Raw genomic sequence first — 13,043 nt, 5'->3', positions numbered from 1 at the left:
TCTTAGTTCATTTGAACTTTTACAGGCTTAACAGTTTTGGAACGGTAAATTTCCTTTCCATCTACAAAAATGACAAAGCCCTTTCCTTTATTGTACTTCTTTCCGGTTTTATCCCACATTAAGGTAATTATTTTATCGTGATAAGTCAACTGATCAAGTATGAACCAACTCCATTTATTTTTCGGGATTAAAGGATGGATTTCCAGAATATTATCCTGACGGGGCTTTATTCCAATCAAATCATTGATGATTAAATCATTAAAAGTGGAATGATTATAAAAACTGCTTCTCGGATTATCTCCTTTCAGCCATTCGCCTGTTTTTTCATCCTGATATTCCCCAATATAAGGTTTGCCGTTTTTGGTGTGGGATGCAGCATATCGGTGTAATTCCTGGTAAAAAACTTCAGCATTCATTTTACCATGATTTTTATAATTGGTAAGCAAATTTGAAAGGCCTTTCAATGTTTGTGAACTGGCAAAAGGCCAAAGCGCACCATCCCATTCACAACTATGTCCTGAACCACGGGTTCTAAAAGTCGGATCTCTTCTTTCGGCGGTGGTCAATCCCCATGGTGCTTTAAAACCTGCGGTGTCCAGTAATTGATTCCATGCTTTGGCATATGTTAATTTATCATCTGGCAAATTAAAATCCCATGGTGTGAAACCAATAGCCTCACGTACATTGGCCAATTCTCCTTTTGCTTTTCTGGTTTCAAAGAAATTTGTCGAAGTGTTCCACAAGCTATCCTGAACCAGTTGTTTAATTTTTGCCGCTTTGTCCTGATATTTTGAAACCAATGACGGAACAGCCAACATTTTGGCAATTTTGCTTAAAGCCACAGCGTTTCCATACATATAACTGTTAATTGTTGGTCTTTGATTTTGATCTTTCCTTGAACCACTGATGGATTCTTCCATGCCATCTTTAACGTCATGCTGCCAGAACAAACCATTTTTAAGCAGCCTTTCCGACTCCCATTTTTCATAATCCCGATCTAAATCAGGCAGAATTGCCTTCAGAAACTCCTGATCAGGTTTTACCAAATAGTTTTGATAAACGGCATCATCTATCCAGCTGCTGAACTGATGAAAACGCGGCCTGGTTTCGCCAGCATCTGCTTTATAAAGCCAGAACTTGATATAATCTTTCAAATAGTTATTGTCTTTTAGCCATCTTCCCTCGTAAATGTGATGACCCAATGCGCAGCTGATGGAATTGTATTTTCCCGCATGTTTTACAGGTTCTATAAACTCAGTGAAAATAAACCCATCAGGTGTTTTAACGAGGTGCTTGCGAAAGGTCCACCAACGATAATAATAATTTTGTTCCAAAATTAAATCCGGGCATTCAAACAAAGGTGCCTGATCTGCTAACCAGGCAAAGGCTTCGGCATTTGGAATATAATTTTTTACGGCCTCTGTATCAATCGAATTAAAATATGTCACATATTTTTTCAACTTCTCAGTCCCTAAAATTGATTGTCGCTGAGCAAAACCTGTTAATGTTGTAAACAGCAACAAAACGGTTGTAATTAAATTTCGCATATTTATCATTATTCAAATAACCAATCTATGTCTTTCCCACGGCCGTCCAATCCCGCATTAAAAATCCTCAGCTCTTGCTGATCATCAATAAAGCCCAACAACAAACATTCGCCTTTACCTAAATTTAAGGTATGTGTTCCGGCCGGAAAAGAATAAGCATGAACATTTGCCGGCGGGTATCCGTTTAACACTAATGCATTTGATATTTTGATTTCGGATTGACCGTAATTATTGGCACTGGCATCGGTTTCCAATTGCGGCGGCGCCAGATATTCAGGATCTTTCTGATTGAAGAAGCCTACTAATAATTTTACAGGATTTTGAGTACTGAACCTGATTTCCGTACCTTCTTTAATCTGTGTATCTTTAGCTTGTTTGATCCCTCTTAAACCAACCAATTGTGCTGCAACTTCTTTAATTTGAATAGCTGTATCAATAAAAACAGCAACATTTTTATCAATGATATAACCTTCATTTTCATTCAGCAGCTTTACCTCTGCCGGTTTATAAGGTGTAATTTTCGCAATAACATCACCTTTTATTGATTTTAAGGAATCAATGCTTTTCCTGAAGTGGTTAAGCTCATTGGTAAAAACCGGTAACATTTCCTTCCAATGAATAAAGGTTTTATCAACCCCTCTCATTGGTATTTTACGCTGTTTGGTTTGCATACTATTGGCGTATAAATATGTATTTTCTGTAAGTTGTACCAATTTGGAATAATGTTCTACGCTGTTTTGCAAAAAGGGCAAAGCTTGTTCTAAATCTGCCACATTGCCAGAGTATTTATACCGCAGAATCCAAAGTGCAGATTTTACTTTTTCAGCGTAAAAATTAGCCATTTCATCATAACAATATATATCATTTTTAAGCCTGTTAAATTCATCAGTGTCTTTTGGTGCTTTCACCAAATTGATTGATGCTAAAGCTTTTTTACCATGTTCAACAACTTCTTTTGCCACCTGAACAGGTGTTTCACCAATATGGCCTTGTTTTTTCCATTCCTTCTCCGCATACTCAATAATCATTTCACCTTCTGGTGCTTCAGATTCATACATTAAAGTAAACAAGCCATAACGGAAGGGATTGATCAGTTGTGTCATCAACATTCCAAGCGTTAAAGTTTGCCGGTTGCCATCTGTGATTCCGTATCTACGCAACAATTTAGGCGAAATCTCTCCAGATTCTTCGTAAGCGTTTAAAATTGCTTTACCACTGGCTAAATCAACACCATATTTATCGGCAAGTTCTTTGCCCCAATAATTAATTTCCTGTTTACGGTCTCTTTGCGAATTCCATGAATACCTCGCCCATTCTTTATACCAGATCCAGTCACGATCTACTTCCAGCAATCGGCCTTTTACATCATCAGCAGTATACGGCCAATCCCAGTAACTTGCCTGTGGATATAAATGAAGACCTCTGGCACCATAAATTTTATTCATTGCCTGAACGGATTTTTGAATAAAGTCTGCCGATCCATACCTGAAAGGTTCCAGGTTGGCCAAAATATGTACATTGGATATATTTACACTACCAATATCTGCGAGTTTCCGGTTCAATTCAGCCCAGGTACCCCGTGGCGTATAAGTAGTTAAAGCTTCGCCGTTAAATTTATTTTCCGTGTAAAGATTTTTGTATAGCGGTAAAGCAACTTTCATCACACTTGGCGCATCTGTATCATGTGCTCTTAAAACAATTGGCGGCTCCTCTTTAATTCCCGCAGCCTTTAAACCATCTTTGACTCCCGGAATTATGGTTTTGGTAAACCAGTCAATATCATCCTGACCAACACCTTCCATGGCTTCGCCAAGCGCTACCATTAAACCAACATTTGGATATTTCTCTACAAATGCAGCAATCGATTTTTTGGTATAATCAGCAATCAAAGGTATAATGGGACGATTGCGGTCTTGCGTTTTCAACCCATGTTTATCTGCAAATGGCTTCGGAATAATAATATTATAAAACATCTGGATAACCCAAATTCCACGTTTATCGGCTTCCTTAGTTAAGAACCGAAATATTTCTTCATTCTTTTTTAAAGTGGCGTCATCAACCTCTACAGCATAAGGGTATTCCTTAAGCCTCAACAAGGATGAAAACGGATGACCGTTCCACAAGTAAAGCGAATTATAGCGATTATCAACCATCATATCCAAATATTTAACCCACAGCTCCTTATCATAAAGCCAGGGAAAAGTTTCTGGTGTATATGGATATTCGTAAACATCACGACCTGGCAAGTAATCAGGTTTCTGCAATCCAATACAAGTTCCCCTCAGTATCATTTCAGGATGATCGGTAATAGAAAGTTGAGTAGGGAGCTTTTGATTTTCAGCTATTTTTTCTTTTAGCGCTAAGCAAGCGTACAATGTTCCGGAATAATCTGCCCCAACAACATATAAGGTTCCATCCTGACCATATGAAATGGAAAAACCCTCTTTACCTGCGGTTAATGCTTTATTTTTAATTGATAATGGCAATTGTGAAGCTAAAATCTTATCAGTAGCAGTGGCGATTACAATTCCTTTAATGCCTTTTGGTAATTTTTTATGATAATCAACAACAGTTAAATTAACCTGATATCCTGCTTTGACTAGCCCATCGAATAAGCGTTTTACCCCGAATGAAACACGTTGTCCGCTTTGTGAGGATATATAAATGGTTTTGGTTTTCGGTGCTGACGCTGCTGATCCAGCTACTGTTTGCGTAATAAAAAACAGGAAAGTAAAAATCAGAAAATTTCTCATTCAATTTGGCTATAATAACAAAACCCTCTTTAAGAAGGATTTAAAAGATATTTGGTTAAAATAATATTTAAATATAAAAATATTATTCAAATATAAGTAATATAGCGTTTTGAATTGTGTAAAATTTCTGCAAGGTAGAATTAAATAGAATAATTAAGCACGCTATGACAATATCAGGCAATATTTTGGTAATAAGCTAAAGTTTTTAATCATGAATATCTGTTTTATTTGTATTAAGATAGCCTGGAGAAGAAGATTTTTTTATGATGATTCATTAGTCTACTTATATTTTAACTAAATTATCTCTAATTTAAACCCATAATATAAAATATGTTTTCACTACAAAACAAACGAGCTGTAGTTACTGGCGGGGGAAGCGGGATTGGAAAAGCAATTGCGACCATATTGACCAAACAAGGAGCAGAAGTACACATCATTGAGTTAGGAACAGAACAAGCTGTTACGGCATTATCGGAAATTGAAGCTTCAGGTGGCAAGGGATTTGGTTATGCCTGCGATGTCTCTGATCACAACTCGGTTAAAGATGTTTTCAGCAAAATTGGAAAAATCAATATTTTGATTAATAATGCTGGTATTGCACATATTGGCAAGGCAGATACTACTGAAGAATCAGATTTTGACAGAATCATACGTGTAAATGTGAAAGGTGTTTACAATTGTTTATATGCTGCAATTCCTCAAATACGTTTGGCTGGTGGTGGTGTAATCATCAATATGGCATCTATTGCAGCATTGATTGGCTTACCCGATCGCTTTGCATACAGTACAGCAAAGGGTGCAGTTAAGGCAATGACAATGAGTGTTGCCAAAGATTATATTGGCGAAAATATCAGGTGCAATTCAATTTCTCCGGCCAGAGTGCACACGCCTTTTGTTGATGGCTTTCTACAAAAAAATTATCCAGATAATATTGATGAGATGTTCGAGAAGTTATCTAAAACACAACCAATTGGCAGAATGGCTAAGCCGGAGGAGGTGGGAGCATTGGCGCTGTACCTATGCAGTGATGAGGCTTCTTTTATCACCGGCTGCGACTACCCAATTGATGGTGGTTTTACCACCTTAAACAACTAAAAAAACAAAACATAAATTAAGATAAATACCATTTTAAAATGAAATTAATACGATTTGGCGAACCTGGATTTGAAAAACCTGGTGTTATTATAAATGAAAAATACTTTGATGTTTCTGAATTGGTTAAAGATTATAACGAAGAATTTTTTGGCGGCGATGGATTGGAAAAACTGAAAAACGATATTGAATCTGCTAATTTACCAGAAGTGGATAAGGGCGTTCGCCTTGGTCCGGCTTTGGCACGGCCATCCAAACTGATTTGCGTTGGCTTGAATTATAAAGACCATGCCGCAGAAACAAATGCACCAATTCCGGCTGAACCGATTTTATTTTTTAAAGCCACTTCTGCTATTGTTGGTCCGAATGATGATTTAGTGATCCCAAAAAACAGTAAAAAAACTGACTGGGAGGTAGAACTGGCAATTGTTATTGGTAAAAAAGCAAGTTACGTTGCTGAAGAAAATGCTTTGGATCATATTGCAGGTTACGTTTTGCATAATGATTACAGCGAACGTGAATTTCAATTGGAAAGAAACGGGCAATGGGTAAAAGGAAAAAGCTGCGACACTTTTGCTCCTATCGGACCCTTTATTGCCACGCAAGATGAAATCAGTGATGTTCACAATCTTCGCCTTTGGTTAACGGTTAACGGAAAAACCCTGCAAGATGGAAATACATCGAATTTAATTTTCAATGTTCCATTCATGGTTTCTTACATCAGCCAATTTATGACACTTTTACCTGGCGATGTGATTACCACAGGAACGCCTGCCGGAGTAGGATTGGGTCAAAAACCTGAACCCTGGTATTTAAAAGCAGGCGATGTGGTTGAATTGGGCATTGATGGACTGGGAAGCAGTAAACAAACTGTTAAAGCGTATAGCGAAAATTAAGATGAACAGATATTGCTTTACCCTCGATTTGATTGACAACGAAGAACGCATCGCAGCATACAAACAGTATCATCAGGCGGTTTGGCCCGAAATTCTGGAAAGCATCAAAAACTCGGGAATCACCGATATGGAAATTTATCTTTCCGGAAACCGTTTGTTTATGATCATGGATGTAAATGATGGTTTCTCTTTCGAGGAAAAAGCAAAAGCTGATCTCCGGAACTCAAAGGTACAAGAGTGGGAAACCTTAATGTGGAAGTACCAGCAGGCATTGCCAGGTGCTAAACCTGGGGAAAAATGGAGATTGATGGAGCAGATTTTCAAATTATAATCTTGTTTTTTTATGATTGACACACATGTGCATTTCTGGAATTTCGATCCGGTAAGAGATGGTTGGATCTCGGAAGATATGAATGCCATTCGCAAAGATTTTGCTCCAAAAAATCTGATTCGGGTATACAGCGAGCTTCAAATTTCCGGATGTATTGCCGTTCAGGCCAGTCAATCGGAAGAGGAAAACGAATTTTTGCTCACGCTCGCAGAGCAGAATGATATAATCAAAGGCATAGTTGGATGGATTGACCTTAAAAACCCAAATCTTACAGGGCGGTTAAATTACTGGAACAACTTTAAAAAAATTAAAGGCTGGAGACATGTTTTACAAGCTGAAAGCAGCGAATTTATCCTTGATCCAAATTTTATTTCCGGAATTAAACAGCTGGAAGATTACGGCTACACTTACGATTTGCTTTGCTATCATAATCAGTTAACAGATATTATTAAAATGGTTGATCAGATTCCTGATCAACCATTTGTATTAGATCATTGCGGTAAACCCGATATAAAAAACAAGGATTTAAAAGCCTGGTCTGAAAATATTAAAACGCTTGCTCAAAATCCAAACGTGTTGTGCAAAGTATCAGGATTATTGGCAGAGGCCGATTGGAAAAACTGGAAAGAGACTGAGATTTTTAATTGCTTTGATGTCATTTTCGAGAATTTTGGAACCAAACGTGTGATGTATGGCAGTGATTGGCCTGTTATGCTCATCAGCCGGCCTTACCAGGATTGGTTTTATCTGGTAAACAAATATGTTGCAAGATTTAGTGATGAAGAGAAAAAATTGATATTCTCGGATAATGCAAAGGCTTTTTATAACATCTAACCAAATGCAAGAAATTTCAAATTAATTTCAAAAAAAAGCATACAATTTAAGAAGCTCGCTGATTTAAATAACTGTCCTGCCGTTTGCCCTTGATGATCAACCAGGTATCTAAAAATCAGTCATCAAAATTTGACAATTAGAAAATTTATTTATTTATATTTGCCTCATCAAAAAGAACAGAACCATGATAGTATCTGCAATCCGCTTGAGGTTCTAAGCAACCGAGGATTACCTCCCATTTCATTCAGATATGTACGCTTAGACGCGTATCTTTTGGTTTATTCATTTATATTTTATATTTATTTTATGTCACAGTCAATAAAGACAAAGGGCAAACTATCTTCTTTTTTCGAACTGCTTAAACAATCTTTAAAAGGTCATGAAGTTGATTTAACGTCAATCAGCATTAAACGGGCAATTATTTTATTGGCCATCCCAATGATGTTGGAAATGGCGATGGAATCAGTTTTTGCCTTAGTTGATTTATATTTCGTTGGCCATTTGGAAAACAGCAGTCATGCCATACAAACCGTAGGTTTAACAGAATCAGTTTTAACCATCATTTATTCATTAGCTATTGGTTTAAGCATGGCGGCAACCGCAGTTGTGGCAAGAAGAATTGGCGAAAAAAAACCCGAGGCAGCATCAAAAGCAGGGATGCAAACTATTATAATTGCAGCTGGCGTTAATATTTTAATTAGCATTGGCGGGTTAATTTATGCCAGAGATATCCTTTTAATCATGGGTGCATCGACAGAAACTGCTGACCATGGAACTACATTCGTTCGGATTATGATGGGTGGAAGCATCATCATTGTTTTATTGTTTTTAATCAACGGAATATTTAGAGGTGCAGGTAATGCCGCAATTGCAATGAGAAGTTTATGGATAGCTAATATTGCAAACATCATCCTTTGCCCTGTTTTTATTAATGGTTTTGGTCCTGTACCTGCATTTGGATTAACCGGGGCCGCAATTGCCACAACCATTGGCAGAAGTTTAGGCGTTATATACCAAGTTTATAATTTATTTAGTGGAAAAAATGCACTAAAAATTCGTGTCAGCCATTTTATTCCAGATTTTAATCAGATTAAAGCGATTGTTAAAATTGCAGCACCAGCTATTTTTCAATTTGTAATAGCAAGCTGTAGCTGGATATTTCTGGCAGAACTGGTGGCAACAACAGGTGGCGATGAAGGTTCAGCAGGGTATCAAACAGCTTTGAGGCTAATGATGTTCTTCCTGCTTCCGGCCTGGGGTTTAAGCAATGCAGCAGCAACATTGGTTGGACAAAATTTAGGAGCTGGTCATATCGACAGAGCTGAAAAATCAGTTTTCCAAACCATGAAGTACACCTTAGTTTTCATGGCTGTTGTGAGTCTTCTATTTCTAACTTGCGGGCATTTATTTGCGTCATTTTTTACATCAGACACGAAAGTTATTGAGATTGCAGGCAGAGCATTAAAGATTTTGAGCATTGGCTTTATTATTTATGGAATGGGAATGGTTTTAATCAGTGCATTTAATGGCGCTGGAGATACATGGACCCCTACTAAAATTAATGTTTTTGCCTTTTGGTTATTCCAGATTCCTTTTGCCTATTTCCTGGCAAAGTATTTAAACATGGGCCCAACAGGTGTTTTCGTCGCCATTCCAAGTGCCGAAGCTGGCATTGCAATAACCGCATTTATTTTATTTAAAAAAGGTAAATGGAAGAAAACGATGGTTTAGGTTAAATTCTCCATCCATTGCGAGGCACGAAGTAATCTATTTTACAGGAAAGATTATTTCGTGACTCGCAATGACAATTTATGAGTTCTCTAAAATTTTCAAATCGGTTTTATTAAACATCCTCACATAGTATATTTTGCAAATGCTTAATAAAATTAAGCTGAATGAAAGGTAATAATTTGCTATAAATCAAAGTGAGACGCGGTTATTAAAAATATCCATTCGGGAATCAAGATAAATCCGAAAATAAACAACCAGTTCATGAATCTTTTATAAGTTGATATTGCAAGACTTTTGCTAAAATTCAGATATTCTGTTTCGAATTTCAGCAAAGTAAAAACCAAAACAGCATGACATAAAACCGAAGCTAAAAGAGCAATCAAAAGCACCCGAAGATCATACCCCACATCAGCAAACATCCACAGCATTCCTTTAAATAAAATTAAGGATAAAACCTTGCATATCAACAGCATTAATGGCTGTTCATTAAACAAATGAAACAATGGCCAGGTAAGGAATGTTTTTTTGATTTTTATCCTCGAACTTGTTATTTGTTTTTCTTGTTTTAGCAAACCAAAGGTTAATGAATAAAAAGTGAGCCAAGACAGGCTCCAGGTTAAGGTTGCAAAAACGATTAAAACGCTAATTGCGCTCAAAAAAAGATGGTAACCGAAGCTTAATCCCATTAAAAGAAAAACATAAATTAAAATGGGTAAAAGGATAACCAAATACAGCCTTAACCATAATTTTATTTGAATATTCTTTTCCAATGCAGCTATTTCCTTTAGAAAGTTATACTTTGGACTCAAAAGTTTCTGTTTGATAAAGAAATGAACTTTGACTGAATATAAAAACCAAGACATAAATATGATTACCAGACCAGCAGGTGACGAGATACCGGCCAATAACAAGGCTTTTTGATAGCCAATTAATTGCGACGGTTCTACTACACCAAACAAAACATAAATCCCAACCAGAAAAAACCCAACATGTTGTTGATAGAATTCTTTCGCTAAACTATTGATTAATAACTTTAACATTTAATGTTTAACAATTTGTTTATCAATAATTTGAAATACGTTATCTAATTTCAATTTGTCGTTACTTACCTCTTGATGTGAGGATAAAAGAAATCCTTTTCCTTGCAATGATTTTTCTTTAATTAAAGCATATAATTTATCTGCAGATGCTACATCAATTGTAATCAGTGGCTCATCTAAAACATACAAATCAGGGTTTCCGATGAAAGCACAAATCAAGGAAAGTTTTTTTAGCATTCCACTGGAATAACTGCCAATCTTATTTTGCAGAAAAGCAGTTAGTCCGAAATAGTTGGCAAATTCATTGGCCTGCTTTCTTTCGGCTTTACGCGCTTCAATGTAGAAACCTATTAATTCATTGCCTGCAATAAACAAAGGATATTGAGGTTCGGCCTCTGCAAAACTGATTTTGGAACGGAATTTTATAGGTTCTTCCTTCAGATTGATTCCATTCAATTCTACTTCACCTTTGAACGGAGTTTGCCCTGAAATGATTCGGAACAAAGTTGATTTACCAGTTCCATTCCCTCCTTTTAGCCAATAAATACCATTATTGATTTTCCATTCGCCAAAATTTAACACTTCGTGGCTACCATATTTTTTATTGATGTTGGTTAAGCTAAGCAAGGTAATTTAGTTTAGTCTGTTGTTAGATGATGCGATTGTTGTATTGTTACTTTCAATTGAGAATAAGGCGGATGAGAGGAAACCTGAAAAAGAATTACTGTTTTTAAGTTAAATAAACCTGATTGAAGTGAAAATACTTTTTGTTAATCTACCAAAATAGATTGCCGCACCGTTCCCCTTCCAATAACGTGAATTGAGCGGATGACAATTACAAAAAGATTGTAACGAAAAGCAGGGCTATCATAACCGAAAAACCACTGCCTTGGCTTTTCAAAACAATGTCTTTAGGAGTGATATTTTCTAGATTAAAAATTACCTTAAAAAGCATATCTTTGCGCAAAGATGAAGCATATACGTAATTTTTGCATTATTGCACATATTGACCACGGCAAGAGTACTTTGGCCGATAGGTTATTAGAATATACAGCGACGATTTCGCAGCGTGAGGCGCAGGCGCAATTGCTCGATAACATGGATTTAGAGCGTGAACGGGGCATAACGATTAAAAGTCATGCCATACAAATGAACTATAAAGTTGATGGTCAGGAATATGTTTTTAACCTGATTGATACACCAGGACATGTTGATTTTTCTTATGAAGTTTCGCGTTCTATTGCAGCTTGCGAAGGTGCATTACTCATTGTAGATGCATCACAAGGGATTCAGGCGCAAACTATTTCGAATTTATACCTGGCATTAGAGCACGATTTGGAGATTATTCCAATCTTAAATAAAATGGATTTACCTGGGGCAATGCCTGAGGAAGTGAAAGACCAGATTATTGATTTAATTGGCTGTAAACGTGAGGATATTATCCCTGCATCAGGTAAAACCGGAATGGGAATTCCTGATATTTTACAAGCTATTGTGGACAGGGTTCCTGCTCCTGTTGGAAATCCTGACGGCGAATTACAAGCCTTGATTTTTGATTCAGTGTTTAATTCTTTCAGGGGAATCATTGCCTACTATAAAGTGGTAAACGGCGAAATTAAAAAAGGCGATAAAGTTAAATTTATCAACACGGGCAAGCAATATCTGGCCGACGAAGTGGGCATTTTGAAACTGGATATGTCGCCACGTAATGTGGTTAAAACTGGCGATGTAGGTTATATTATTTCTGGAATTAAAGAAGCCCGCGAAGTAAAAGTTGGCGATACCATTACCACTGTCGACAGGCCATCTTTAGAGGCGATTCAAGGTTTCGAAGAAGTTAAACCAATGGTTTTCGCTGGTATTTATCCTGTTGATACCGATGAATTTGAAGAGCTTCGTGAGGCGATGCACAAGTTGCAGCTGAATGATGCATCTATCGTTTTCGAACCTGAAAGTTCTGCGGCTTTGGGTTTTGGTTTCCGTTGCGGATTTCTGGGCATGCTGCACATGGAGATTATCCAGGAGCGCCTGGAACGCGAATTTGATATGACCGTAATTACCACGGTTCCTAACGTATCGTACATTGCACACACTACTAAGGGCGATGAAATTATAGTAAATAATCCATCAGATTTACCAGACCCAAGTAAATTGGATTCTGTTGAAGAACCTTATATTAAAGCGAATATTATAACCAAGGCGGAATTCGTTGGTCCGGTAATGTCACTTTGTATTCAAAAACGTGGAATTATTGTTAATCAATCATACCTGACATCTGATAGAGTGGAATTGATTTTCGAAATGCCAATGGGCGAGATTGTATTCGATTTTTATGATAAACTAAAAACCATTTCTAAAGGTTATGCTTCTTTTGATTATCATCAGGTGGGCTACCGTAAATCAGATTTGGTTCGGTTGGATATGTTGCTTAACGAAGAACCCGTTGATGCTTTATCATCTTTGATCCACAGAAGCAATGCTTACGATTTCGGGAAGAAAATTTGTGAGAAATTGAAAGAATTAATTCCTCGTCAGCAATTCGAAATTAAAATCCAGGCATCAATCGGTGCGAAAGTTATTGCCCGTGAAACGCTTAGTGCTTTACGTAAAGACGTAACTGCTAAATGTTACGGTGGCGATATTTCCCGTAAACGTAAATTATTGGAGAAACAGAAAAAAGGTAAAAAACGCATGCGCCAGGTTGGAAACGTAGAAATTCCTCAAACGGCATTTATGGCAGTTTTGAAATTAGATTAATTAGTATCAAGATATGAGTATCAGGTAGCAAGACCACTTGCAAATTCTCGATACTCGATACT

10 protein-coding genes are annotated in these 13,043 nt (G+C 37.0%); 6 read left to right on the top strand and 4 right to left on the bottom strand.

Annotated features, from left to right (window positions below; translation table 11 throughout):
* Positions 1–2 precede the first annotated feature (2 nt).
* Positions 3–1,547, bottom strand: coding sequence for an MGH1-like glycoside hydrolase domain-containing protein (locus DU508_RS00625; protein ID WP_233509359.1), 1,545 nt, complete (start codon positions 1,545–1,547; stop codon positions 3–5).
* 8 nt (positions 1,548–1,555) lie between these two features.
* Positions 1,556–4,300 (bottom strand): alpha-d-galacturonidase, encoded by a 2,745-nt coding sequence (locus tag DU508_RS00620; RefSeq protein ID WP_115400914.1) that lies wholly within the window; start codon positions 4,298–4,300, stop codon positions 1,556–1,558.
* 330 nt (positions 4,301–4,630) lie between these two features.
* On the opposite strand from DU508_RS00620, the gene DU508_RS00615 reads away from it, so the two are divergent.
* The 5 genes from DU508_RS00615 to DU508_RS00595 all read left to right on the top strand — a co-directional run bounded on the left by DU508_RS00615 (position 4,631) and on the right by DU508_RS00595 (position 9,184).
* Complete coding sequence (locus DU508_RS00615; protein WP_115400913.1) at positions 4,631–5,395, top strand: SDR family NAD(P)-dependent oxidoreductase; 765 nt, start codon at positions 4,631–4,633, stop codon at positions 5,393–5,395.
* Between the two features lie 38 nt (positions 5,396–5,433).
* On the top strand, positions 5,434–6,288 hold the full coding sequence (locus tag DU508_RS00610; RefSeq protein ID WP_115400912.1) for a fumarylacetoacetate hydrolase family protein: 855 nt from the start codon (positions 5,434–5,436) through the stop codon (positions 6,286–6,288).
* Between the two features lies 1 nt (position 6,289).
* Positions 6,290–6,619: an L-rhamnose mutarotase gene (locus DU508_RS00605; protein WP_115400911.1), complete on the top strand. Its 330-nt coding sequence runs from the start codon at positions 6,290–6,292 to the stop codon at positions 6,617–6,619.
* Positions 6,620–6,631: 12 nt separating this feature from the next.
* Complete coding sequence (locus DU508_RS00600; RefSeq protein ID WP_115400910.1) at positions 6,632–7,453, top strand: amidohydrolase family protein; 822 nt, start codon at positions 6,632–6,634, stop codon at positions 7,451–7,453.
* A 306-nt stretch (positions 7,454–7,759) separates the two neighbouring features.
* On the top strand, positions 7,760–9,184 hold the full coding sequence (locus DU508_RS00595; RefSeq protein ID WP_115400909.1) for an MATE family efflux transporter: 1,425 nt from the start codon (positions 7,760–7,762) through the stop codon (positions 9,182–9,184).
* Between the two features lie 182 nt (positions 9,185–9,366).
* Here DU508_RS00595 and DU508_RS00590 read toward each other — a convergent pair whose 3' ends face one another.
* Together DU508_RS00590 and DU508_RS00585 are read right to left on the bottom strand one after the other, a co-directional pair.
* A complete protein-coding gene (locus DU508_RS00590; protein WP_115400908.1) occupies positions 9,367–10,224 on the bottom strand; it encodes a hypothetical protein in 858 nt (285 codons plus the stop codon).
* Positions 10,225–10,851, bottom strand: coding sequence for an ATP-binding cassette domain-containing protein (locus DU508_RS00585; RefSeq protein WP_158542110.1), 627 nt, complete (start codon positions 10,849–10,851; stop codon positions 10,225–10,227).
* A 342-nt stretch (positions 10,852–11,193) separates the two neighbouring features.
* On the opposite strand from DU508_RS00585, the gene lepA reads away from it, so the two are divergent.
* Positions 11,194–12,981, top strand: coding sequence for a translation elongation factor 4 (gene lepA, locus DU508_RS00580; protein ID WP_115400906.1), 1,788 nt, complete (start codon positions 11,194–11,196; stop codon positions 12,979–12,981).
* The last annotated feature ends 62 nt before the right edge of the window (positions 12,982–13,043 follow it).

This window comes from Pedobacter chinensis, assembly GCF_003339865.1.
GTDB lineage: Bacteria > Bacteroidota > Bacteroidia > Sphingobacteriales > Sphingobacteriaceae > Pedobacter > Pedobacter chinensis.
This window is presented reverse-complemented; position numbering and strand designations above follow the sequence as displayed.

Coding starts and splice junctions, on each gene's coding strand:
- DU508_RS00595 (WP_115400909.1), top strand. CDS start 7,760: ATGTCACAGTCAATAAAGACAAAGGGCAAACTATCTTCTTTTTTCGAA.
- DU508_RS00605 (WP_115400911.1), top strand. CDS start 6,290: ATGAACAGATATTGCTTTACCCTCGATTTGATTGACAACGAAGAACGC.
- DU508_RS00600 (WP_115400910.1), top strand. CDS start 6,632: ATGATTGACACACATGTGCATTTCTGGAATTTCGATCCGGTAAGAGAT.
- lepA (WP_115400906.1), top strand. CDS start 11,194: ATGAAGCATATACGTAATTTTTGCATTATTGCACATATTGACCACGGC.
- DU508_RS00620 (WP_115400914.1), bottom strand. CDS start 4,300: ATGAGAAATTTTCTGATTTTTACTTTCCTGTTTTTTATTACGCAAACA.
- DU508_RS00615 (WP_115400913.1), top strand. CDS start 4,631: ATGTTTTCACTACAAAACAAACGAGCTGTAGTTACTGGCGGGGGAAGC.
- DU508_RS00625 (WP_233509359.1), bottom strand. CDS start 1,547: ATGCGAAATTTAATTACAACCGTTTTGTTGCTGTTTACAACATTAACA.
- DU508_RS00610 (WP_115400912.1), top strand. CDS start 5,434: ATGAAATTAATACGATTTGGCGAACCTGGATTTGAAAAACCTGGTGTT.
- DU508_RS00590 (WP_115400908.1), bottom strand. CDS start 10,224: ATGTTAAAGTTATTAATCAATAGTTTAGCGAAAGAATTCTATCAACAA.